Below are 23,376 nucleotides of genomic sequence, written 5' to 3'. Positions count from 1 at the left end.
GGCATGATCGCGGAAATCGTCGTCTCGGTTCTGCTGGTGGTCGGCGGGTTCTTCGGGCTCGTCGGCTCTTACGGGCTGGTCAAGCTGCCCGACCCGATGACGCGCCTGCATGCGCCGACGAAATCGGCGACGTTGGGGGTGGGGACGGTGCTGATCGCCTCGCTGATCTGGTTCCCGGCCCGGCACGGGGCACTGACCTGGCACGAGCTGCTGATCACGCTGTTCCTGTTCCTGACCGCCCCGGTCACCGGCTATTTCATCGCCAAGGCCCATATGCACCTGGGCTGGAGCCGCGACGAGCTGCCCCGCCCGGCGCCCGGCAAGGACTGGGCCACCTTCGCCGATCCGGACAAGGCCAGCCTTGTCGACGGCCGGGATTAGCCGGCCATGCGTGTCCTGTTGCGGGATACGCATGCCTATGCCGGCTGCCGGCTGGACCTGCCCGACGGGCTGCCCGATCGCGACCGCGACGTGATCGTGGGCTTTTCCGACGGCGTCGAGGCGCCGGGCCGCCTTGCCCGGGTCGAAACGCCCGAGCCTGTGTTGACCGTCGCCGCCTATCGCACCGCCCGCGGCACCGGGATCGGCCGGAAAAGCTGGCGGCTGCGGCAGGGCAGCGAGGGATGGGTGATCGCCGCCCGGCTGAGCTCGGGGCCCCGAGACTGAAAAAGGGGCGGACACCCCGCCCCCGTCAAGCCGTCCTGCGCGCCGTTCAGATCAGCCCGGCATGGGCCAGGGCCGCGTCGATGCGGGCCTTGGTGGCGTCGGTCAGCCCCACCAGCGGCAGGCGCACCCGGTCGCTGCAAAGACCCAGCCGCGACATGGCGTATTTCGCCCCCGACACGCCCGGCTCGACGAAGATCGCCTCGTGCAGCGGCATCAGCCTGTCCTGGTAGTCCAGCGCCCTGGCGTAGTCGCCGGCCAGCGTCGCCTCCTGGAACTCGGCGCAAAGCTTCGGGGCCACGTTGGCGGTGACCGAGATGCAGCCGACCCCGCCATGGGCGTTGAAGCCGAGCGCGGTCGCGTCCTCGCCCGAAAGCTGCACGAAATCCTTGCCGCAGGCGGCGCGCTGCTGGCTGACCCGCTCGAGCTTGCCGGTGGCGTCCTTGACGCCGATGATGCGCGGCAGCTTCGCCAGCTGGCCCATGGTCTCGGGCAGCATGTCGATGACCGAGCGGCCGGGGATGTTGTAGATGATGATCGGCAGGTCGCTGGCGTCGTGCAGCGCCGTGTAATGCGCGATCAGCCCGGCCTGGGTCGGCTTGTTGTAATAGGGCGTCACCACCAGCGCCGCATCGGCGCCTGCGGCCTGGGCGTGCTGGACCAGGCCGATCCCCTCATGCGTGGCGTTCGAGCCGGCGCCGGCGATGACCGGCACGCGGCCGGCGGCCATGCGCACCACTTCCTCGATGACCTTGCGATGTTCCTCATGGCTCAGCGTCGGGCTTTCGCCGGTGGTGCCGACGGGCACCAGCCCGTGGCTGCCCTGCGCGACATGCCAGTCGACGAGCTTTTCCAGCGCGGGGAGATCCAGCTCCCCATCCGGGGTGAATGGCGTGACCAGCGCGGGCAGCGAGCCTTTGAACATGTGGGTATCCTGAATTTGCCTCTGATCGCGGCTTACATCCGGGCGCGCCGATTGCCAAGGATGTGAGTTGCGCCGCCCGGCGGAACCGAACAGAAATGGGGGCATGATGTATCCTTTCCGCGACAGGATTTTGGGACCGCTGCTGGCCCTGGGGGTCGGCCTTGCCGCACCGGCGGGGGCCGAGGATGCCGGCCATCTGGCGCGCGCGCTGGCGGCGGCCGGGATGCGCGACTGGACCGCCGCCGCAGCCGAGGCGGCGCAATCCGGCCCCATCGCCCGCGACCTGGTCGAGTGGCAGCGGCTGCGGGCCGGGCAGGGCAGCTGGCCGGACTATCGCGACTTTGCCCTGCGGCATGCGGATTGGCCGGGCATGGCGCTGTTCTGGAAGCGCGGCGATGCGGTGCTGCGCGCCGACCTGCCGCCGGCCGAGGTGATCGCCTGGTTCGGCCCCCGCCGCCCCGACACGCTGAACGGCGCCATGGCGCTGATCGCCGCCCTGCAGGCCACCGATCCGCAGGCCGCCCAGGCCGAGATCCGGCGCTTCTGGTCCGAGCAGGCGCTGACCAAACCCGAATCCGATGCCTTCCTGGCCGCGCATGGCGCCGAGGTCGCCGGCCTGCACGATGCGCGGCTGATGCGGCTGCTGGACCTGGGCGAATGGCAGGCGGCGCAGGTGGTGCTGCCGCTGGCCTCGGCCCCGGCGCAGGCCCTGGGCAAGGCGCGGCTGGCGCTGCAATCCGGTCAGGCCGGGGTGGATGCGCTGATCCTGGCGCTGCCCGAGACGCAGCGGAACGATGCGGGGCTGGCGCTGGATCGCTTCCGCTGGCGGGTCTGGGCCAAGATGCCGGATCTGGCGCGCGCGCTGATGCTGGAACGCTCGACCAGCGCCGAGGCACTGCGCGACCCTGCCGCCTGGGCGCCCAAGCGCGCCGATTACGCCAGGCTGGCGCTGCGGCAGGGCGACTGGGCACTGGCCGAGAAACTGGCCGCCGGGCATTTCCTGCCGCCGGGCAGCGATGCGTTTTCCGACTTGGAATGGCTGGCCGGCTATGCGGCGCTGCGCGGCGGTGCGCCGGACCGGGCGCTTCAGCATTTCCGCACGCTGGAGCAGGCGGTGGCCAGCCCGATCTCGCTGTCCCGCGCGCATTACTGGCAGGGCCGGGTGCTGGAGGCCGCGGGCGATGCCACCGGCTCTGCCGCGGCCTATGCGCGCGCCGCCGAATACCAATCCGCCTGGTATGGGCAACTGGCCGCGGAAAAGCTGGGCCTGCCGATGCGGCCCGAGCTGGCGGTGGCCGGGCGCAGCGAGGCCAGCCTGCCGGAATGGCGCGGCAGCGCCCTGCGCGGCAACCCGGTCTGGCAGGCCGGCACCTGGCTGCTGGCGGCGGGCGATCCCGATCAGGCTGCGCGCTTCTTCCTGCACCTGGCCGAAACCGCCGCGCCCGAGGATATCGGCCGCATGGCGCGGATGATGCTGGAGATGCGGCTGCCCTGGCACGCGCTGCGGCTGGCCAAGGCCGCCGCCGCCAAGGGCGCGGTCTATCCCGCCGCCTATTTCCCGCTGACGGGCCTTGAGAACAACGATCTGGGCCTGCCGCCCGAGCTGGTCATGGCCATCGCCCGGCGGGAAAGCGAGTTCAACCATACCGTGTCCTCGCATGCCGGGGCGCTGGGGCTGATGCAGGTCATGCCCGACACGGCGCGGTCCATGGCGCGCAAGGTCGGCGAGCCCTTCGAGCAGGCGCGGCTGACCCGCGACGCCGCCTATAACGCCCGGCTGGGCGCGGCCTATCTGGCGGGGCTGCGGGACCGCTTCGGCCCTTCGGTGGCGCTGGTCGCGGCGGGCTACAATGCCGGGCCGGGCCGCTCGGCGCGCTGGCTGGGCGAGTTCGGCGACCTGCGCGGCCAGGTCGATCCGGTGGACTGGGTCGAGATGATCCCCTTCGACGAGACGCGCAACTATGTCATGCGCGTGGCCGAGGCGCTGCCCGTCTATCGCGCCCGCATCAAGGGCGCGCCGGTGCCGCTGGTGCCGACCTGGGACCTGACCGGCGGTGGCGTGAAACCCGCGCCGGCGCCGCCGCCGATCCGGCTGGCGCAATCGGCGCGGCCGCGGATGTCGGCGCGCAGCCTGCTGCCCTTTGCCGCCGGCGGCGTGCTGGCCGAGGTGCTGGGCCCGCCCGCCGTTGCGGCGGCCAGCGCCACCGGAACCGGCGTCATCGACGCGACCCGGCCCGCTCGCGCTGGCGCGAGCGCCACCAGGTGAACATCCCCGCGCCGACGACGATGACGCCCCCGATGGCGACGTTCGGCGCCAGATGCTCGCCAAAGATCGTCACGCCGAAGATGCTGATCCAGACCAGCTGCGTATAGGAGAAGGGCTGAAGCGCCGAGGCTTCGGCCAGCTCATAGGCCTTGATGAGCAGGAAATGCCCGGCCACCGCGGTCAGGCACAGCGTCAGCAGCCAGGGAACGTCATGGCCGGCGATCGGCTCCCAATGCCAGATGCCGACGGCGGTGATGGCGACGGCGCCCGAGATCCCGGTCCAGAAGAAGCTGACCATGGCGGTGTCGTCGCGCCCGGCCAGTCGCGTCAGCAGCCCGTAGAGCGCGAACATGGCCGCGCCCAGCAGCGGCAGCGTGGCATTGGCGCTGAACACGCCGCTGCCCGGCTTCAGCACGATCAGGATGCCGGCGAAGCCCACCGCGACCGCGGCCCAGCGGCGCCAGCCGACCTTTTCGCCCAGCACCGGCCCCGACAGGGCCGAGATCATCAGCGGGTAGCAGGCGAAGATCGCATGGGTGTTGATCAGGCCCAGGCGCACGAAGGCCTCGATGGTGACGACGACCTCGGCCACCAGCAGCACGCCGCGAAAGACCTGCAGGCCCGGCCGGCGCGAGCGGAGGGCGCGGCCCAGCCCGCCGGGGCTGCGCGCGCAGAGCAGGATCACGAACAGCGCGAAGAACCAGTAGCGCAGCATGATCACGAAGATCGGCGAATAGGCCGCGCCCAGGTAGCGCGACACCCCGTCCTGCGCCGCGAAGATGAAGCTCGATGCGCAGATCATCAGGATGGCCGTGCCCTGCCGGTCGGCGCGCGGCCGGGCATGCGGAGGCGGAACGGCAGGGGGTTGTGCGGCCGGGGCCATCAGCGGCCCCGTCTGGCGATTGTCTGGCATGGCGCGATTCCAAGGCTGGACCCCCGCCATGCGCCCCGGCGGGGGAAAGGTCAACCGGGGGCTTAGTCCGGGCGGCGGATGATCTCGGCGAACTCGCCGAAAAGCTGCGGGTTCGCGGTCACGACCGAGCCGGTCTCCAGCGGGTTCTCGCCCCGGATCGGCTCCAGCCGGCCGCCGGCCTCCTTGACCAGCAGGATGCCGGCGGCGATGTCCCATGGCTGGTTGCCGCGCTCCCAATAGCCGTCGAAGCGGCCGGCCGCGACATAGGCCAGGTCCAGCGAAGCCGCGCCCCAGCGCCGCACGCCGGCGGTCAGCGGCATCAGCCGGCCCAGGTCGCGCAGCGTCGCCGGCAGCATCGGCCGTCCGGCGAAGGGCACGCCGGTGGCGAAGATCGATTCGATCATCTGCCGGCGGCCCGAGACGCGGATGCGGCGGTCGTTCAGGAAGGCGCCGTCGCCGCGCTCGGCGGTGAACATCTCGTCCTTGGCGGCGTCGAACACCACCGCGGCGACGATCTCGCCCTTGTGCTCCAGCGCGATGCTGATCGCCCAATGCGGCAGGCCGTGCAGGAAATTGGTGGTGCCGTCCAGCGGATCGACGATCCAGCGCCGGGTCGGGTCTTCGCCCGCCTCCTCGCCGGTCTCCTCGCCCAGCCAGCCGTAGTTCGGCCGGGCGTTGCGCAGTTCTTCCTTGATGATGCGCTCGGCCTCGCGGTCGGCGCGGCTGACGAAATCGCCGGCGCCCTTGACCGAGACCTGAAGGTTCTCGACCTCGCGGAAGTCCTTGACGAGGCTGCGGCCCGCCTTGCGCGCGGCCTTGATCATGATGTTGAGATTGGCGCTGGCCATGGCTGTTCCTTTTTGGGATTGCCAGCCTATTAGGCGAAGGACCGCGCAAAGTGAAGCCGGCGCGGCGCCTAGTGCGTTGCGATCATGGCATAGCCGGGATGAAAGGCCACCCGCACGGTGGTGATCGCGCCCAGGTCGTTGAAGGTGGTGCGCTGCAGGATCAGAAGCGCGCTGCCCTGCCGCGTCTCCAGCAGCCGGGCGTCGCGGGCATTGGCGTTCTCGGCCGAGAAGGCCATGTCGGCGCGCAGCCAGGGCGCGTTGCGCACCAGCCATTCATTGGCGTTGACGCGGTGGAAGTCGATGCCCGCGACGCCCGGCGCGGCGCCGGGATTGATCCAGCGGTCCTCGACCTGGAACGGCTTGCCGTCGCCGTAATGCACGGTGCGCAGATGGATCAGCAACCGCCCCTCGGGCAGTTCCATGCGCCGGGCGATCTCGGCCGGGATCGGGCTTTCCTTCTGGGCGATGACCCGGTGGCTGTATTCCATCCCCGCCTGCTCGATCTGCTCGCGCACGATGGGGATGGTCAGCGTGGCCTTGCGGGCCGGGTTCACCGTCACATGCGTGCCGGCCCGGCGCTTGCGGTCCAGAAGCCCCTCCTCGGCCAGCATCTGCAGCGCCTTGTTCACCGTGGCGCGGGCGACGCCGAACTCGACGGCCAACTCGGCCTCGTCCGGGATGCGGTCGCCCTGCCGCCATTCGCGGTCGACGATGCGGCGGCGCACTTCGCTGGTGATGGCCTGGGCCTTGGAGGAGCTTCTTTCGGTCACATGCGGTCCTGAAGTCGGGCGATGGTCGCCAGATAATCGGCGATGATGCGATCGCGGTCCATATGCCTGCCCTCGGTCACGACATGGCGGCCCGCCGACCAGACGTCGCGGACCAGCCCGTCATGGCCGGCAAAGACCAGGCTGTCGAGCATCTGGTCGCCCTTGCGGCCGGCCATGACCGGATTGTCCAGGCCCACCGCGACCAGATCGGCCCAGAGGCCCGGCCGGATCGCCCCGGTCTCGCGCCCCGCCGCCGTGGCGCCGCCGTCGAGCCCGGCTTCGTAGATCACCCGCCCGGTCGAGCGTTCCGGCTCGGCCAGGATCGCCCGGCCGCGGTCGCGCAGGCGCTGGCTGTATTCCAGTGTTCGCAGCTCCTCGACCAGCGAGATGCGGATGTTGCTGTCCGAGCCGAAGCCGATGCGGCCGCTTTCCTCGGCCCAGATCGTGCCGTTGAAGATGCCGTCGCCCAAGGACGATTCGGTGATCGGGCACAGCCCCGCCACGGCCCCGGTGGCGGCCAGGCGGCGGGTCTCGTGCTCGGTCATGTGGGTCAGGTGGATCAACGTCCAGCGCCGGTCGGGGCTGTGGTTCTCCAGCAGCCATTCGACCGGGCGGCGGCCATAGGCGGCGCTGATCTCCTCGATCTCGGGCAGCTGCTCGGCCAGGTGCATGTGCAGCGGCCGGCCGGGGCGCAGCGCCACGCAGGCCGCCAGCCCCTCGGGCGAGACGGCGCGCAGCGAATGCGGGGCGATGCCGATGCCGGCATCGGCGGGCAGGGCGCGCAGGGCGGATTCGCAGGCCTCCAGCAGGCGCTGGAATTCCTCGGGCGTGGTGCCGAAGCGGTTCTGGCCGGGGGCGAGCGGCCGGCGGTCCACGCCGCCGAACTGGTAATGCACGGGCAGAAGCGTCAGGCCGATGCCGGTGCGGCTGGCCGCAGAGGCGATGCGCTCGCCCATCTCGGCGATATTGTCGTAATGCCCAGCCCCGGGGCGGTGGTGCAGATAGTGGAACTCGACATTGGTGGCATAGCCGGCCTCCAGCATCTCCATCTGCACCAGCGCGGCGATGGATTCGACATCCTCGGGCGCCAGGTGGTCGAGGAAGCGATACATGATCTGCCGCCAGGTCCAGAAGGTGTCGCGCGGCTCGGGGCCTTTCGCCTCGGAAAGCCCGGCCATGGCGCGCTGGAAGGCGTGGCTGTGCAGGTTCGCGAGCGCCGGCAGCAGCAGACCGGCGCGATGGCCTTGCGGCGCCGCGTCCTTCTCGACCGCGGCGATTCGGCCCTGATCGACCGTCACCCGGACATTCTCTGCCCATCCATCGGGCAACAAGGCCCGCTCTGCCCAGATAACCGTCATCCCGTCGCCTTCCTGTGCCAAAATAAGTTTAGACATAGAGTAAAAATAAGTTTAGACATAGAACGACCGAGAAATCAATCCGGGATACGATCCGATGCAGCTTCTCCACCACGCCCAGCTGGTCACGATGGACGAGAAATCAGGCGGTTACGGCCTGATCGCGCAGGGCGCGCTGGTGATCGAGGCCGGGCGAATCAGCTGGATCGGCCCCGAATCGGACCTCCCGGCGCGCTATGGCGATGCGACGCGGCACGACCTGAGCGGGCGGCTGGTGACGCCGGGGCTGATCGACTGCCATACCCATATCGTCTTTGGCGGCGACCGCGCCCGCGAGTTCGAGATGCGGCTGGAAGGCGCCTCCTATGAGGAGATCGCCCGCGCTGGCGGCGGCATCCTGTCCAGCGTCCGCGCCACGCGCGAGGCCGATGAGGAGGCGCTGCTGGCCGCCGCCCTGCCGCGCGTCGATACGCTGCTGGCCGAGGGCGTGACCACGCTGGAGATCAAGTCGGGCTACGGGCTGGAGATCGAGGCCGAGCTGAAGATGCTGCGCGTGGCCCGCCGCATCGGGCAGCTGCGCAAGGTGACGGTGCGCACCACCTGGCTGGCCGCCCACGCCCTGCCGCCGGAATACAAGGACGACCGCGCAGGCTATATCCGCGATGTGGTGATCGCCGGGATGCAGCGCGGCCAGGCCGAGGGGCTGATCGACGCCGTGGACGGGTTCTGCGAGGGCATCGCCTTCACGCGCGAGGAAATGGCCGGCATCTTCGACCACGCGGCCAAGCTGGGCCTGCCGGTCAAGCTGCATGCCGAGCAGCTTTCCGACCTGGGCGGCGCAGCCATGGCGGCGCGGCACGGCGCGCTGTCGGCGGACCATCTGGAATATCTGGGGCTGGACGGCATCGAGGCCATGGCGGCTTCGGGCACCGTGGCGGTGCTGCTGCCCGGCGCCTTCTACACCCTGCGCGAGACGCAATATCCGCCCATGGCCGCCCTGCGCGAGGCCGGCGTGCCGATCGCGCTGGCCACGGATTGCAATCCCGGCACCTCGCCGCTGACCTCGCTGCTGCTGACCATGAACATGGGCGCGACGCTGTTTCGCATGACGACCAGCGAATGCCTGGCCGGCGTCACGCGCCACGCCGCCCGCGCGCTGGGGCTTGCGGATCGCGGCCGGCTGGCACCCGGCATGCGCGCCGACCTGGCGGTCTGGGACATCCGGCATCCGGCCGAGCTGACCTATCGCATCGGTTTCAACCCCCTTCATGCCCGCATCGTCGGAGGCGATTTTGTCTGAACTGATCCTTATCCCCGGTGAAACCACGCTCGCGCAGCTTGAACAGGTCTGGCGTCAGGGGCTGGCCGTGCGGCTGGCCGACAGCGCCCGCCCCGGCATCGCCGAATCTGCCGCCCGCATCGAGGCCGCCGCCAATGGCGATGTGCCGGTCTATGGCGTGAATACCGGCTTCGGCAAGCTCGCCTCGATCAAGATCGCGGCGCGCGACACCGCGACGCTGCAACGCAACCTGATCCTGTCGCATTGCTGCGGCGTGGGCGAGCCGGTCGAGCCGGAAACCGTGCGCCTCATCATGGTGCTGAAGCTTCTGTCGCTGGGCCGCGGCGCCTCGGGCGTGCGCCCCGAGGTCATCGCGCTGATCGAGGCGATGCTGGCCAAGGGCGTGCTGCCGGTGATCCCGTCGCAGGGATCGGTCGGGGCCTCGGGCGACCTGGCGCCCTTGGCGCATATGGCTGCTGCCATGCTGGGCGAGGGCCGCGCGACCTATCAGGGCCGCGAGATGCCTTCCGCCGAGGCGCTGGCCGCTGCCGGCCTTGCGCCGGTGGTGCTGGCCGCCAAGGAAGGGCTGGCGCTGATCAACGGCACCCAGGTCTCGACCGCCTTCGCGCTGGCCGGGCTGTTCGATGCCTTCGCAAGCGCCCGGGCGGCGCTGGTTACCTCGTCGCTGTCGACCGATGCGATCATGGGCTCGACCGCGCCCTTCCTGGACGAGATCCACACCCTGCGCGGCCATCGCGGCCAGATCGTCGCGGCGCGGACGATCCGGGCGCTGATGGAAGGTTCCGAGATCCGCGAGAGCCACCGCGAGGGCGATACCCGGGTGCAGGATCCCTATTGCATCCGCTGCCAGCCGCAGGTGACGGGGGCCTGCATCGACCTGCTCTGGCAGGCCGCCCGCACGCTTGAGATCGAATCGAATGCCGCCACCGACAACCCGCTGGTGCTGGTCGGCGCCGACCGCATCGTCTCGGGCGGGAACTTCCATGCCGAGCCGGTGGCCTTCGCCGCCGACCAGATCGCGCTGGCGATCGCCGAGATCGGCGCGATTTCCCAGCGCCGCATCGCGCTGATGGTGGACCCGGCGCTGAGCCACGACCTGCCGCCCTTCCTGACCCCCGATCCGGGGCTGAATTCGGGGCTGATGATCGCCGAGGTCACTTCGGCGGCGCTGATGTCGGAAAACAAGCATCTGGCGACGCCTTGCTCGACCGACTCGACGCCGACCTCGGCCAACCAGGAGGATCACGTCAGCATGGCCGCGCATGGCGCGCGCAGGCTCAAGCGCATGAACGCCAACCTCGCGCATATCCTGGGGATCGAGGCGCTGTGCGCCAGCGCCGGCGTCGAGTTCCGGGCGCCGCTGGCGACCTCGGCGCCCCTGCAGGCGGTGATCGCCGCGCTGCGCGCGACGATCCCGGCGCTGGAGCAGGACCGCTACATGGCCCCCGACCTGGCCGAGGCGGCGCGGCTGATCCACGACGGCACCCTGGTCGCGGCGGTGCCCGCGGGTCTGCTGGCCGAGGTGACGGCATGATCCCGGTCGAGGTCGTCCAGGGGGACAGCCCGGTCATCCTGGGCCTGCCCCATACCGGCACCTGGCTGCCGGCCCATGTCGAGGCGGCGCTGAACCCGCGCGGCCGGGTGCTGGCCGATACCGACTGGCATATCGAGCGGCTTTACGACGGGCTTTTGCCCGGCGCGACCACGGTGCGCGCCACGTTCCACCGCTATGTCATCGACGCCAATCGCGGGCCGGACGACGCGAGCCTCTATCCCGGCCAGAACACCACCGGCCTGGTGCCGCTGACCGATTTCGACGGCGCGCCGATCTGGGAGGTAGAGCCGAGTGCCGAGGAGATCGCCACGCGCAAGGCGCAGTTCCACGCCCCCTATCATGCCGCGCTGGCCGCCGAGATCGCGCGGGTGAAGGCGAAGCACGGCGTCGCGATCCTTTATGACTGCCACTCGATCCGCTCGGTGATCCCCTTCCTGTTTCAGGGCGTGCTGCCGGATTTCAACATCGGCACCAACAGCGGCGCGTCCTGCGCGCCGGCCATCGAGGCCGCCACGCAGGAGGTCGCAGCCGCGACGGGCCGGACCCATGTTCTGAACGGCCGCTTCAAGGGCGGCTGGACGACGCGGTATTACGGCCAGCCGGGACAGGGCGTCCACGCGATCCAGATGGAGCTGGCGCAGGCGACGCATCTGGCCACCGAGACCCCGCCCTTTGCCTATGACGAGCGGAAGGCCGAGGCGCTGCGTGTGACGCTGAAGGCGATCCTTGAACGCCTGGTTGCGCTGGCGCCGGAGATCCGGGCATGAAGCCGCTGCAAGGCATCAAGGTGCTGGATCTGTCCCGCGTGCTGGCCGGCCCCTATTGCACGGCGCTGCTGGCCGACCTGGGGGCCGAGATCATCAAGCTGGAGCCGCCCGCGGGCGACGACTACCGCCATATCGGCCCGTTCAAGGACGGCGAAAGCGCGCTGTTCACGCTGAACAATCGCGGCAAGCAGAGCCTGGTGCTGGACCTGAAGAACCCGGCCGATCTGGCGCTGGCGCGTGCCATCGCGGCGCAGGTGGACGTGGTGGTGGAAAACTTCCGCCCCGGCGTCGCGGCCCGGCTGGGGCTGGGTGCCGAGGCGCTGCGGGCGGCGAATCCGCGGCTGGTCTATTGCTCGATCTCGGGCTTCGGCCAGCAGGGGCCGTTCCGCGATCTGCCGGCCTATGACCTGGTGGTGCAGGCCATGTCCGGGCTGATGGCCGGCACGGGCGAGGAGGGCGGCGCGCCGCTGAAGACCGGCGAAAGCATCGCCGACCTGCTGGCCGGCCTGTTCGCGAGCTGGGCGATCATGGCGGCGCTGGTCAATCGCAACGCCACCGGGCAGGGCGCGACGCTGGATGTCGCCATGTATGACGCGCTGTTTTCCATGCTGACCACCAGCCACGCGCTGCATTTCTATGCCGGGGCGCTGCCGCAGCGGGTGGGCAACCGCCATCCCCTGTCCACCCCCTTCGGCTGCTTTGCGGCGCAAGATGGGCAGGTGGTGATCGCGGTGCTGAACAGCAAGCAATTCGCCGCGCTGGCCGCGCTGATCGGCGCGCCCGAGGCGGCGGACGACCCGCGCTTCGCCAGCGACGAAAGCCGCACCGCGCATGAGCCGGAACTGAAGCGCCTGATCGAAAGCTGGTCGCGCGAACGCACGACCGAGGAAGCCGTCGCGGCGCTGGCCGGCGTCGGCCTGCCTGCCGCGCCGATCTGGGACATCGCCCAGGCGGCGGGCAACGAGCATGCCCTGACGCGCGGGCTGGTCAGCCGCCTGCCGCATCCGGTGCTGGGGCTGGCGCCGACTATCGGCCAGCCGGTGCGCTTCGACGGCGACAAACCCGTGGCCGAGACCTCGGCCCCGCGCCTTGGCGGCGACCGCGCCGCCATCCTGCGCGCATTCGGATTGGAGGAAACCGCATGAGCGACGACTGGCACATGCTGGCCGAGGAGGAACGGCTGTTCTGCGACGTGCTGGAGCGCATCTGCGCCGAGCGGATCGCGCCCAGGGCGGCGGAGACGGATGAGACCGCGGGTTTCGTCCATGACCAGCTTGCCGTGCTGGGCGAGGCCGGCATGATGGGCGCGAACCTGCCCGAGGCATACGGCGGCTCGGGCATCTCGGCCCCGGCGCTGCTGCGCGCGGTGGCGATCGTGGCGGGGGCCTGCGGGTCCACGGCCTCGGCGCTGACGGCGCATTACCTGGCGACCGACTCGATCCTGATCGGGGGGTCTGAATCGCAGAAGCAGGAATGGCTGCAAAAGGCCGCGACGGGCGAGGCGCTGGGGGCATTCGCCCTGACCGAGCCGACCGCCGGCTCGGACCCCGCCGACATGAAGACCCGCGCCCGCCGCACGGAAACCGGCTGGCACCTCAAGGGCACGAAATGCTTCATCTCGAACGGCGGCGTGGCGGATTTCATCGTCGTCTATGCGGTGACCGATCCCGACAAGGGCCATCGCGGCATCTCGGCCTTCATCCTGCCGAAAGGGACGCCGGGGCTGGAGCCAGGCGCGCCGGAAAAGACCATGGGGCTGAAGGGCGGGCATGTGTTCACCCTGAACCTCGACTGCCAGCTGCCCGAGGATGCCCTGTTGGGCGAGGAGGGCAGGGGTTTCCGCACCGCCATGCAGGTGCTGGACAACGGCCGCATCGAGGTCGCGGCGCAATGCCTGGGGCTGGCGAAAGCGGCCATGGACGCCGCCATCGCCTATGCGAAAGACCGCGTCATCGGCGGCGAGCGGCTCACAGACCGGCAGGGCATCCGCTGGATGATCGCCGACATGGGCGTCGCCTGGCGTTCGGCGTTGCTCTTGTCGCAGGACGCCGCGCGCCAGCGCCAGCACGCCCATGACCACGGCGGGCGCTTCTCGCTGGCGTCGAGCATGGCGAAACTGGCCGCCAGCGAGGCGGCCGGCAAGATCGCCGACACCGCGCTGCAGCTGCATGGCGGCTATGGCTATACCCGCGACTTTCCCATCGAGAGGATCGCCCGCGACCTGCGCATCATGCGCATCTACGAGGGCTCTTCCGAAATCCAACGCATCATCATTTCCGGCAACATGCTGGCCTGAACGGAGACCGAGATGGACAACCCCCAGACCAATCCGCGTCACAATACCCGCGACATCTTCCCGCCCACCGGCACCGAGATCACCGCGAAAAGCTGGCTGACCGAGGCGCCGATGCGGATGCTGATGAACAACCTGCATCCCGACGTGGCCGAGAACCCGCATGAGCTGGTGGTCTATGGCGGCATCGGCCGCGCCGCCCGCACCTGGAAGGATTTCGACCTGATCGTCGACAGCCTGAAAAAGCTGGAAACCGACGAGACCCTGCTGGTGCAATCCGGCAAGCCGGTTGGCGTGTTCAAGACCCACAAGGACGCGCCGCGGGTGCTGATCGCCAATTCGAACCTGGTGCCGCATTGGGCGAACTGGGACCATTTCAACGAATTGGACAAGAAGGGCCTGGCCATGTACGGCCAGATGACCGCCGGCTCGTGGATCTATATCGGCAGCCAGGGCATCGTCCAGGGCACCTACGAGACCTTCGTCGAGGCGGGGCGCCAGCATTACGGCGGCAACCTGAAGGGCAAGTGGATCCTGACCGGCGGGCTTGGCGGCATGGGCGGCGCCCAGCCTCTGGCCGCGGTCATGGCCGGGGCCTGCTGCCTGGCGGTGGAATGCGACGAGACCCGCGCCGATTTCCGCCTGCGCACCCGCTATGTCGATGAAAAGACCCACAGCCTCGACGAGGCGCTGGAGATGATCGACCGCTGGACCAAGGCCGGCGAGGCGAAATCCGTGGCGCTGATCGGCAATGCCGCCGACGTGTTCCCGGAACTGGTCAAGCGCGGCGTGCGTCCCGACATCGTGACCGACCAGACCTCGGCCCACGACCCGGTGCATGGCTATCTGCCGCAGGGCTGGACCGTCGCCGAATGGCGCGCGCGCCAGGAGACCGATCCCAAGGCGGTCGAGCGTGCCGCCCGGGCCAGCATGCGCAAGCAGGTCGAGGCGATGGTGGCCTTCAGCGACCAGGGCATCCCGACCGTCGATTACGGCAACAACATCCGCCAGATGGCGCTGGAAGAGGGCTTCGAGCGCGCCTTCGCTTTCCCGGGCTTCGTTCCGGTCTATATCCGGCCGCTGTTCTGCAAGGGCATCGGCCCGTTCCGCTGGGCGGCGCTGTCGGGCGATCCCGAGGACATCTACAAGACCGACCAGAAAGTGAAAGAACTGGTCGACGACCCGCATCTGCACAACTGGCTGGACATGGCGCGCGAGCGCATCGCCTTCCAGGGCCTGCCGGCGCGGATCTGCTGGGTCGGCCTGGGGCTGCGCCACAAGCTGGGCCTCGCCTTCAACGAGATGGTGAGGAACGGCGAGCTGAAGGCGCCCATCGTCATCGGCCGCGACCATCTCGATTCGGGCTCGGTCGCCTCGCCCAACCGCGAGACCGAGGCGATGCAGGACGGCTCGGATGCGGTTTCCGACTGGCCGCTGCTGAACGCGCTGCTGAATACCGCCTCGGGCGCGACCTGGGTGTCGCTGCACCATGGCGGCGGCGTCGGCATGGGCTTTTCGCAGCATTCCGGCATGGTGATCTGCTGCGACGGGTCGGAAGATGCCGATGCGCGGCTGGCGCGCGTGCTGTGGAACGACCCGGCCACCGGCGTCATGCGCCATGCTGACGCGGGCTATCAGATCGCGCTGGACTGCGCGCGGGAGCACGGGTTGAATCTGCCCGGGATTCTCTGATCCAAGGGGCGCGGGTGCGCAACGCACCGCCCCCGCGCCCGTCACCTGTCCAACAACGGAGAAAGACATGAGTTTTCACATGAACCTGAAGGCTGCCGTGATCGGCCTGATCGCATTGGGCACCGCCGCGCAGGCCGACCAGCTGGCCGACATCAAGGCGGCGGGCAAGATCGTCACCGCCACCGACATGCACTATGCCCCCTTCGACATGCTGAACAACGGCACCTATGAGGGCATGACCAAGGACCTGTTCGACGAGGTTGCGAAGGAAATCGGCGTCGAGCCGGTCTATCAGGACATCCCCTGGACCGCCGAGCTGCCGGGCCTCGAGGTCGGCAAGTTCGACATCGTCATCGCGCCCGTGACCATCACCCCTGAACGGCTGGAACGCTATACCTTCACCCTGCCGATCGCCGATGCCACCGTCTCGCTGGTCAAGGCGGCCTCGAATACCGAGCTGACCAAGCCCGAGGACATCAAGGGCAAGACCGTCGGCGTCCAGCAGGGCACCGCGCAGTTCAAGCAGCTGCAGGCTTATGGCGAAAGCCTGGGCGGGGTGACGGTCAAGGAATACGGCACCACGGACGAGGCCTATGCCGACCTGGCCGCCGGCCGGCTGGATGCGGTGGCGGGCTCGCTGCCGAACCTGACCTATCTGGTGAAGAACCGCCCCGAGACCTTCACGCTGTTCGAGCCGGCCCAGTTCGGCCAGCCGACCTATTTCGCCTGGGTGCTGCGCAAGGAAGCAGGCAGCGAAAGCTTCGCCAAGGCCATCAACGACGCCATCCTGAAGATGACCGACGACGGCCGCATCAAGACCATCCAGGAGAAGTGGCTGGGCAGCTATACCGAACTGCCCCGCGAAGTCCCGACCAACTAGATCGCTGGCGGGCGGGGCCGTCCCCGCCCGTTCCCCTGGGGCCAAGGCGAGGCGCGCATGTTCTCCATCCCGGTCTTTCTTGAAAGTTTCGAGCCGCTGTTCTGGGCGGCGCGCTATACGCTGCTGATCTCGGTGCTGGGTATCGCGCTGGGGCTGGTGATCGGCACGCTGGTCTGCGCTGCGCGGCTGTCGCCCTATGCGGCGCTTCGCCGCTTCGCCGCCATCTGGGTCAGCTTCCTGCGCGGCGTGCCGCTGCTGGTGCAGCTGCTGGTCTTCTACTACACGCTGCCGGTGATCGGCGTCGACGTGCCGGCTATCTTCGCGGCGGTCGTCACCGTCGGCATCTGCGCCAGCGCCTATATCTCGGAGATCTGGCGCGGCGCCATCGCCGCACTGCCCAAGGGCCAGGCCGAGGCCGCCGTCGCCATCGGCATGACCCCGCGCGACGTCTGGACGCGGGTGATCCTGCCGCAGGCCTTCACCATGTCGCTGCCGGCCCTGGTCAACGAGCTGATCCTGCTGGTCAAGGCCAGCTCGCTGGTCTCGGTCGTCGGCATCCTCGAGCTGACCCGCGCCAGCCAGGCCCAGGCCGCGACCACCTTCCGCCCGCTCGAGGTCTATATCGCCGCCGCCTGCATCTACCTGGCGATCAACCTCTGCCTTGCGGCGCTGGGACGTTACCTTGAACACAGGACGGCCGTCTGATGGAATGGAGCATCCTTGAACAATACGGCCCCGCCCTGCTGAGGGGCTTTGGCGTCACCGTGCTGTGCTGGGTCCTCGGCACCATCTTCGGCATGGCGCTGGGGCTGCTGATCGCGCTCATGCAACGCTACGGGCCGCGCTGGCTGGGCTGGATCATCCAGGCCTATATCGAGGTGATCCGCGGCACGCCCTTCCTGGTGCAGCTGTTCGTGCTGTATTACGGCGGCCCGCTGGTCGGGCTGCGGCTGGACGCGCTGCCGGCGGGCCTGCTGGGCCTGACCATCTATGGCAGCCCCTATTTCGCCGAGATCTTCCGCTCGGGCTTCCGCGCCGTGCCGCATGGCCAGATCGAGGCCGCCCGCGCCATCGGCATGGCCGAGCCGGCCATCGTGCGCCGCATCCTGCTGCCCCTGGGGCTGGTCTCGTCGCTGCCGGCGTTGGTCAATTTCTCGATCATCCTGACCAAGGAGACGGTGATCCTGTCGATCATCACCGTGCCCGAGCTGATGTATCAGGTCAGCCGCATGTCCACCGAGACCTTCCGCTATCTCGAGGCGAACCTGGTGCTGGCGCTGTTCTTCTGGGCGCTGGTCGAGACCATCTCGCGCGTCGGCCGCCGGCTCGAGACGCGCATCACCAAACACCTGATCGAAAGGACCTGAGCCGATGCAGGCATCCGCCGTCGAGATCCGCAAGGTCAACAAGTATTATGGCCCCTTCCACGCGCTGAAGGACGTGGACCTGTCCATCCCGCCGGGCAAGGTGACCTGCCTGATCGGGCCCTCGGGCTCGGGCAAGTCCACGCTGCTGCGCTGCATCAACTTCCTCGAGGAATACGACTCGGGCGAGATCCGCATCGACGGCCAGCTGATCGGCTACGAGGCGCCGGGCCGCAAGATGGCGGGGCGCAAGCTGCGCGAGATGCGCCGCTCCATCGGCATGGTGTTCCAGCAGTTCAACCTGTGGCCGCACATGACCGCCAAGGAGAACGTGGCCGAGGGGCTGGTCCGGGTGCGCGGCCTGCCGAAAGCCGAGGCCGAGAAACGCGCCGCCGAGGCGCTGGCCAAGGTTGGGCTGGCCGACAAGATGGGCAACCATCCCTCGCGCCTGTCGGGCGGCCAGCAGCAGCGCGTCGCCATCGCCCGCGCCATCGCCATGGAGCCGCGGCTGATGCTGTTCGACGAGCCGACCTCGGCGCTTGACCCCGAGCTGGTGGGCGAGGTGCTGAACGTGATGAAGGCGCTGGCGAACGAGGGGATGACCATGGTCGTGGTCACGCATGAGATGGGCTTCGCCGCCCATGTCGCCGACCAGGTCGCCTTCATGGAAAAGGGCGAGCTGGTGGCGGTGGACAGCCCGCAGGCCATTTTCCACGCGCCGAAGGACCAGCGCATCCAGAACTTCCTGCGCACCTATCACGAGCGCAACAGCTTCTGACCGCGGGGGCGGGGGCGCTGCCCCCGTCGCGTTCCGCGACTCCCCCGGAGTATTTGGGGAACGAAGAAGCACGGGCAGGGGCTTGCGGCGAGGCGGTGGCGGCTTATCTGGAACGGGCAACTGCAAGGATCCCCTTTCATGCCCAGACCGAAACTTTTCGAGCCGATCGCCATTGGCGGCCAGACCCTTGCGAACCGGATCGTCATCGCGCCGATGTGCATGTATTCGGCCGAGGACGGGCGGATGACCGACTGGCACCTGATCCATCTGGGCGCGCTGTCTCATTCCGGCGCCGCCATCCTGACCATCGAGGCCACCGCCGTCCTGCCCGAGGGCCGCATCTCCTATGCCGATGTCGGCTTGTGGGACGACGCGACCGAGGCGGCCATGGACCGGGTGCTGAAGGGCCTGCGCGCCTGGTCGGACATGCCCGTCGCTATCCAGCTGGCGCATGCCGGGCGCAAGGCCTCGACCGCGAAACCCTGGGAGGGCGGAGCGCAGATCGCCCCGGATGCGGCGCATGGCTGGCAGACCGTCTCGGCCTCGGACCGGCCCTTCGCCGAGGGCGAGAATCCGCCACTGGCGCTGGACCGCGCCGGGCTGGCGCGGGTGCGCGACGCCTTTGCCGAGGCGGCGCGCCGCGCGGTGCGGCTGGGGATCGACGCGATCCAGATCCATGCCGCGCATGGCTATCTGCTGCACCAGTTCCTGTCGCCGCTGTCCAACCGCCGCGAGGACGGCTATGGCGGCAGCCTGGAAAACCGCATGCGCTTTCCGCTGGAGGTTTTCGAGGCGGTGCGGGACGCGGTGCCTGCGGGCTATCCGGTCACGGTGCGCATCTCGGGCACCGACTGGGTCGAGGGCGGCTGGGACATCGAAGGCAGCATCGCCCTTTCGCAGGCGCTGGAGGCGCGGGGCTGCGCCGCCATCCATATCAGCAGCGGCGGGCTGGACCCGCGCCAGCAGATCCCGGTCGGCCCCGGCTATCAGGTGCCGCTGGCGCGGGCGGTCAAGCAGGCGGTGGGGATTCCGGTCATCGCCGTGGGGCTCATCACCGAGCCCGAGCAGGCCGAGGCCATCGTCGCCACCGGCGATGCCGACATGATCGCCCTGGCCCGGACGGTGCTTTACGATCCGCGCTGGCCCTGGCATGCGGCGGCGAAGCTGGGGGCCAGCGTCACCGCGCCGCCGCAATTCTGGCGCTGCCAGCCCTCGGGGCTGCGCCAGCTGTTCGGCGAGTAGGCGGCAAAGCCGGCCCGGCGGGGCGACGGGATCAGTCCGCCGCTTCCCCGGCCCGGTGCGGGTCGTGCATGTCGAAGACCATCAGCCCGTCCTCGGGCACCTGCCGGCCGATCCAGCGCGGATGGCGCAGCGAGCGTTCGGCGTCGTGCAGCCCGTCGCGCCAATGGTCCAGCATCGAGAGGCGCGAGAATTCGTAATCCTTGGACGCGCTTTCGTAATCGGCATGGCGATAGATCAGGTGCATCAGGCTGACCGGCTGCGAGGGCCCTGCCTCGATCAGCATCTGCAGGTCGGGGTCGTCGCGGAATGCCTCGGGCAGCCGCTGGCGCAGCCGGCGCGCGGCGCGGGACAGCGCGTGGCGGGTGCGGAATTCGTCGGTGTTGAACCGCGTGCGGCTGGAAAAGCGGATCTCGCGCTCGCGCTGCTCGACCTGGGCCATGGTTCGGGGCAGGATGTCGCGCGAGGGATAGAGATCGACCTGGTAGATGCAGAGCGGCCGCCGGCCCGGCCGGTCCAGCACGATCTGCAGCGGCGAGTTCGAGACCAGCCCGCCGTCCCAGTAATGCCGGCCGTCGATCTCGACCGCTGGAAAGCCGGGCGGCAGCGCCCCCGAGGCCATGATGTGATCGACGGTGATCGGCGTCTCGCGGCTGTCGAAACAGGTGAAGTTGCCGGTCTGCACGTCCACGGCGCAGACGCTCAGCCGCGGGCCGGCGGCGTTGAGATAGTCGAAATCGACCAGTTCCAGCAGCGTTGCGCGCAGGGGCGAGGTGTCATACCAGCTGGTCTGCCGCATCAGCCCGGGCAGGAACGAGAACAGGTCCGGCATGCGCGGGCGAAAGAAGCCCGGCGCGCCCAGCACGGTGCTGAGCGTGGCCCGGCTTTCGTTGCAGAAGGCGCGCATCGGGTCGGCCAGCGGCCCGCCCTCGAAGCAATGGCCCAGAAGCCAGGGCGCGCCGGTCACGCCTTCCCAGAAGCGGCGCAGCGCCTCGAGCCGGCGTTCGGGGGGATTGCCGGCGATCAGCGCCGCGTTGATCGAGCCGATCGAGATGCCGGCCAGCCATTCCGGTTGCTGCCCGCTGCGGCAGAGCGCCTCGTAGGCGCCGGCCTGATAGGCCCCCAGCGCGCCACCGCCCTGCAGGACAAGCACGATCTTTTCCGGCCGCTCCCCGTCGGTGTCTGGCATGGTTTCTTCCTTGTTCGCGCAATCGTCACATCAGCTTCACGCTAGGCCCGAAACAGGCGGATTGCCATAAGCCCATGCCGGGCAATGGAAACGCATGCCGCAACGTCAACTTGCCTGGAAACCGCCCAGAGCCGGGTGCGGCGGCAGAAAACCGGCCGGGACGATTGTGCTGGCGCGCCGGCGGTCTATATTGGGTCATGTCCCAGCCGGAGTCAGATGCCGATACGCGCATGATCGACGATCCTTACGAGAGATGGGCGGCCCGCGGCCGCGCTCTCGACCCGGCCCATTTCCGAAAGCGCCCGAGTTCTCCCCATGTGGTTTGAGATTGCCATCGTCCTTGTGCTGACGCTGCTGAACGGCCTGCTGGCCATGTCCGAGCTGGCCATCGTCTCGGCCCGCCCGGCGCGGCTGAAGGTGCTGGCCGAGCGCGGCGACCGCGGCGCCATCACCGCCCTGGCCCTGGCCGAGGATCCGGGCCGGTTCCTCAGCTCGGTCCAGATCGGCATCACCCTGGTCGGGGTGCTGTCGGGCGCCTTTTCCGGCGCGACGCTGGGGGCGCGGCTGGCAGCGGCGCTGCCGGGCTGGGGCGTGCCCGCCTCGCTGGCGCAGCCGCTGGGCATGGGCGGCGTGGTCGTCGCCATCACCTACCTGTCGCTGATCGTGGGCGAGCTGGTGCCGAAGCAGCTGGCGCTGAAGGCGCCCGAGCGGGTGGCGGTGCGGGTGGCGCCGCTGATGCGGGCCATCTCGCGCGGGGCGGCGCCGCTGGTCTGGCTGCTGGACCGCTCGGGCAAGCTGCTGCTGGCGGCGCTGGGGCAATCGGGCGAGGACCGGCAGACCATCAGCGACGAGGAGATCAAGCTGGTCATCTCGGAGGCCGAGACCGCCGGCGTCATGCACCGCGCCGAAACCGAGATGATCGCCGGCGTCATGCGCATCGCCGACCGCAGCGCCCGCGGGCTGATGACGCCGCGGCGCGACATCCCGGCCGTCGATGTCTCGGACAGTTGGCAGGACATGGCGCGCAAGTTCCAGGACAGCCGCCGCACCCGCCTGCCGGTCAGCGACGGCGATCCGAACAACATGATCGGCGTGGTCGCCAGCCTGGACCTGATGTCGCAAAGCCGGGCCGAGGCCATCGACCTGCGCCAAGTCATGCAGCCTGCCCCGATCATCCCCGAGACCATGGATGCGCCCGAGGTCATCGCGCGGCTGCGCGCCGCGCCGGGGCAGATGCTGCTGGTCTATGACGAATACGGCCATTTCGAGGGCGTGGTGACGCCCATGGACGTGCTGGAGGCGATCACCGGCGAATTTGCCGGGCTGGACGACGACGAGCCCAAGGTGGTCATGCGCGAGGACGGCAGCCTGCTGGTCGCCGGCTGGATGCCGGTGGACGAATTCGCCGACCGCCTCTCGGTGCCGCTGCCCGAGGATCACGACTATTCCACCGTGGCCGGGCTGGTGCTGGACCTGGCGGGGCGGCTGCCGCAGGCGGGCGACCGCGTGGACTGGCAAGGCTGGCGCATCGAGGTGGTGGACATGGACGGCCACCGCATCGACAAGCTGCTGGTGGACCGGCGTTAGGCCAAGGTTCCGCTTGTGGTTTTCGTGCCCGATGATAATCGGGGCTTATGAACTTCACTCTGCGCCAGATCACCTATTTCCTCGCCGTCGCCCGACAGGGCAATTTCGGCCGTGCCGCCGAGGTGGTGCATGTCTCGCAGCCCGGCCTGTCCAGCCAGATCGCCCAGCTGGAAGGCCGGCTCGGCGGTGCGCTGTTCGAACGCGGCGCCGGGGCCGGGCCGGTGCGGCTGACCGCCCTGGGCGAGCGGCTGCTGCCGGTGGCGCAAGAGCTGATCGACACCGCCAAGCGCCTGGACGCGCTGGCGCGTGCCGGGCGCGATCCCTTGTCGGGGCGGCTGCGGCTGGCGATCATCCCCACGGTGGCGCCCTATCTGATCCCACATCTGGTGCCGGCCTTGCGCGCCAGCCATCCGGCACTGGACCTGGAACTGCACGAGGTCGTCACCGACGAGCTGGTGGCGGGCGTGGTCAGCCATCGCTTCGATGCCGGGATCATGGCCCTGCCGGTGGGCGAGGCCGGGATCGCGGCCGAGCCGGTGCTGCGCGACGCCTTCCTGGTGGCGCTGTCCGAGGACGACACCACCTATCTGGCCGGCCCCGCCCGTCCCGAGAGCATCGAGGCCGAGCGGCTGCTGCTGCTGGCCGACGGCCATTGCCTGCGCGACCAGGCGCTGGAGGTCTGCGGGCTGCGCAGCCCGCGCCGCAAGCTGAACCTTGAGGCGGCCTCGATGGCGACGCTGATGCGGATGGTGGCCAGCGGCATGGGCATGACGCTGATCCCGCAGCTGGCGCTGGCGGACGAGAATCGCGACGGCCGGCTGCGCATCGTGCCCTTTGCCGAGCCGGCGCCCTCGCGCGATCTGGCGGTGGTCTGGCGGCGCAATGCCGAATCCGGCGCGGATGCCCGGGTGCTGGCCGGGGTGGTGCGCTGCCTGGCGCCGCTGCTGGGCGTGGCGCCGCTGCCGGCCGGCGGGGGCGCCGGCGGGCAGGGG

Annotated in this window: 22 protein-coding genes; 16 read left to right on the top strand and 6 right to left on the bottom strand. The window is 69.5% G+C overall.

Annotated features, from left to right (window positions below):
• Positions 1–3: 3 nt before the first annotated feature.
• Together I9P22_RS10810 and I9P22_RS10805 are read left to right on the top strand one after the other, a co-directional pair.
• Positions 4–381, top strand: a complete 378-nt coding sequence (locus I9P22_RS10810) for a Na+/H+ antiporter subunit G (protein ID WP_199259491.1) — start codon at positions 4–6, stop codon at positions 379–381.
• Between the two features lie 6 nt (positions 382–387).
• Positions 388–666: a hypothetical protein gene (locus I9P22_RS10805; RefSeq protein ID WP_199259490.1), complete on the top strand. Its 279-nt coding sequence runs from the start codon at positions 388–390 to the stop codon at positions 664–666.
• A 46-nt stretch (positions 667–712) separates the two neighbouring features.
• On the opposite strand, the gene dapA is transcribed toward I9P22_RS10805, so the two are convergent.
• Positions 713–1,588, bottom strand: a complete 876-nt coding sequence (dapA, locus tag I9P22_RS10800; protein ID WP_199259489.1) for a 4-hydroxy-tetrahydrodipicolinate synthase — start codon at positions 1,586–1,588, stop codon at positions 713–715.
• A gap of 106 nt (positions 1,589–1,694) precedes the next feature.
• Between dapA and I9P22_RS10795 the strand changes: the two genes are divergently transcribed.
• On the top strand, positions 1,695–3,854 hold the full coding sequence (locus tag I9P22_RS10795; RefSeq protein ID WP_199259488.1) for a lytic transglycosylase domain-containing protein: 2,160 nt from the start codon (positions 1,695–1,697) through the stop codon (positions 3,852–3,854).
• Here the strand turns inward: I9P22_RS10795 and I9P22_RS10790 are convergent.
• The 4 genes from I9P22_RS10790 to I9P22_RS10775 all read right to left on the bottom strand — a co-directional run bounded on the left by I9P22_RS10790 (position 3,805) and on the right by I9P22_RS10775 (position 7,743).
• A complete protein-coding gene (locus I9P22_RS10790) occupies positions 3,805–4,767 on the bottom strand; it encodes a DMT family transporter (protein ID WP_199259487.1) in 963 nt (320 codons plus the stop codon). The genes I9P22_RS10795 and I9P22_RS10790 overlap by 50 nt on opposite strands.
• Positions 4,768–4,829: 62 nt before the next feature.
• The gene (locus I9P22_RS10785; protein WP_199259486.1) at positions 4,830–5,615 is read right to left on the bottom strand and encodes an inositol monophosphatase family protein; all 786 of its coding nucleotides are present in this window, start codon (positions 5,613–5,615) and stop codon (positions 4,830–4,832) included.
• A 68-nt stretch (positions 5,616–5,683) separates the two neighbouring features.
• Positions 5,684–6,385: a GntR family transcriptional regulator gene (locus I9P22_RS10780; RefSeq protein ID WP_199259485.1), complete on the bottom strand. Its 702-nt coding sequence runs from the start codon at positions 6,383–6,385 to the stop codon at positions 5,684–5,686.
• On the bottom strand, positions 6,382–7,743 hold the full coding sequence (locus I9P22_RS10775; protein ID WP_199259484.1) for a formimidoylglutamate deiminase: 1,362 nt from the start codon (positions 7,741–7,743) through the stop codon (positions 6,382–6,384). The genes I9P22_RS10780 and I9P22_RS10775 overlap by 4 nt, the downstream gene beginning before the upstream one ends.
• Before the next feature lie 94 nt (positions 7,744–7,837).
• Here I9P22_RS10775 and hutI point away from each other — a divergent pair, with 94 nt between their 5' ends.
• The 11 genes from hutI to I9P22_RS10720 all read left to right on the top strand — a co-directional run bounded on the left by hutI (position 7,838) and on the right by I9P22_RS10720 (position 19,611).
• Positions 7,838–9,040: an imidazolonepropionase gene (gene hutI, locus I9P22_RS10770; RefSeq protein WP_199259483.1), complete on the top strand. Its 1,203-nt coding sequence runs from the start codon at positions 7,838–7,840 to the stop codon at positions 9,038–9,040.
• Entirely contained in the window at positions 9,033–10,574 is a 1,542-nt protein-coding gene (gene hutH, locus I9P22_RS10765) for a histidine ammonia-lyase (RefSeq protein ID WP_233253327.1), read from the top strand. Before hutI ends, hutH begins: the two co-directional genes overlap by 8 nt.
• The gene (gene hutG, locus I9P22_RS10760; protein ID WP_199259481.1) at positions 10,571–11,362 is read left to right on the top strand and encodes an N-formylglutamate deformylase; all 792 of its coding nucleotides are present in this window, start codon (positions 10,571–10,573) and stop codon (positions 11,360–11,362) included. Before hutH ends, hutG begins: the two co-directional genes overlap by 4 nt.
• Complete coding sequence (locus I9P22_RS10755) at positions 11,359–12,507, top strand: CaiB/BaiF CoA transferase family protein (RefSeq protein WP_199259480.1); 1,149 nt, start codon at positions 11,359–11,361, stop codon at positions 12,505–12,507. Before hutG ends, I9P22_RS10755 begins: the two co-directional genes overlap by 4 nt.
• Entirely contained in the window at positions 12,504–13,658 is a 1,155-nt protein-coding gene (locus I9P22_RS10750) for an acyl-CoA dehydrogenase family protein (RefSeq protein ID WP_199259479.1), read from the top strand. Before I9P22_RS10755 ends, I9P22_RS10750 begins: the two co-directional genes overlap by 4 nt.
• Before the next feature lie 12 nt (positions 13,659–13,670).
• The gene (gene hutU / locus I9P22_RS10745; protein ID WP_199259478.1) at positions 13,671–15,347 is read left to right on the top strand and encodes a urocanate hydratase; all 1,677 of its coding nucleotides are present in this window, start codon (positions 13,671–13,673) and stop codon (positions 15,345–15,347) included.
• A gap of 67 nt (positions 15,348–15,414) precedes the next feature.
• The gene (locus tag I9P22_RS10740) at positions 15,415–16,227 is read left to right on the top strand and encodes a transporter substrate-binding domain-containing protein (RefSeq protein WP_199259477.1); all 813 of its coding nucleotides are present in this window, start codon (positions 15,415–15,417) and stop codon (positions 16,225–16,227) included.
• A 57-nt stretch (positions 16,228–16,284) separates the two neighbouring features.
• Positions 16,285–16,932, top strand: a complete 648-nt coding sequence (locus tag I9P22_RS10735; RefSeq protein WP_199259476.1) for an amino acid ABC transporter permease — start codon at positions 16,285–16,287, stop codon at positions 16,930–16,932.
• Positions 16,932–17,594 carry an amino acid ABC transporter permease gene (locus I9P22_RS10730; RefSeq protein WP_199259475.1) on the top strand — a complete coding sequence of 221 codons (663 nt, stop codon included), beginning with the start codon at positions 16,932–16,934 and terminating at the stop codon, positions 17,592–17,594. The genes I9P22_RS10735 and I9P22_RS10730 overlap by 1 nt, the downstream gene beginning before the upstream one ends.
• 4 nt (positions 17,595–17,598) lie before the next feature.
• The gene (locus tag I9P22_RS10725) at positions 17,599–18,369 is read left to right on the top strand and encodes an amino acid ABC transporter ATP-binding protein (protein WP_199259474.1); all 771 of its coding nucleotides are present in this window, start codon (positions 17,599–17,601) and stop codon (positions 18,367–18,369) included.
• 138 nt (positions 18,370–18,507) lie between these two features.
• Entirely contained in the window at positions 18,508–19,611 is a 1,104-nt protein-coding gene (locus tag I9P22_RS10720) for an NADH:flavin oxidoreductase/NADH oxidase (protein ID WP_199259473.1), read from the top strand.
• A gap of 31 nt (positions 19,612–19,642) precedes the next feature.
• Here the strand turns inward: I9P22_RS10720 and I9P22_RS10715 are convergent, their stop codons facing one another.
• Positions 19,643–20,797, bottom strand: a complete 1,155-nt coding sequence (locus I9P22_RS10715) for a DUF3734 domain-containing protein (RefSeq protein WP_199259472.1) — start codon at positions 20,795–20,797, stop codon at positions 19,643–19,645.
• 315 nt (positions 20,798–21,112) lie between these two features.
• Between I9P22_RS10715 and I9P22_RS10710 the strand changes: the two genes are divergently transcribed.
• Together I9P22_RS10710 and I9P22_RS10705 are read left to right on the top strand one after the other, a co-directional pair.
• Complete coding sequence (locus I9P22_RS10710; RefSeq protein ID WP_199259471.1) at positions 21,113–22,384, top strand: hemolysin family protein; 1,272 nt, start codon at positions 21,113–21,115, stop codon at positions 22,382–22,384.
• 47 nt (positions 22,385–22,431) lie between these two features.
• Positions 22,432–23,376: hydrogen peroxide-inducible genes activator (locus I9P22_RS10705; protein ID WP_199259470.1), on the top strand; the 945-nt coding region annotated here is incomplete at its 3' end.

This window comes from Paracoccus binzhouensis, assembly GCF_016446475.1.
GTDB classification, from domain to species: Bacteria; Pseudomonadota; Alphaproteobacteria; order Rhodobacterales; family Rhodobacteraceae; genus Paracoccus; species Paracoccus binzhouensis.
Note: the sequence above shows the minus strand (reverse complement) of the source record. Positions and strands in the feature narration are given on the sequence as shown.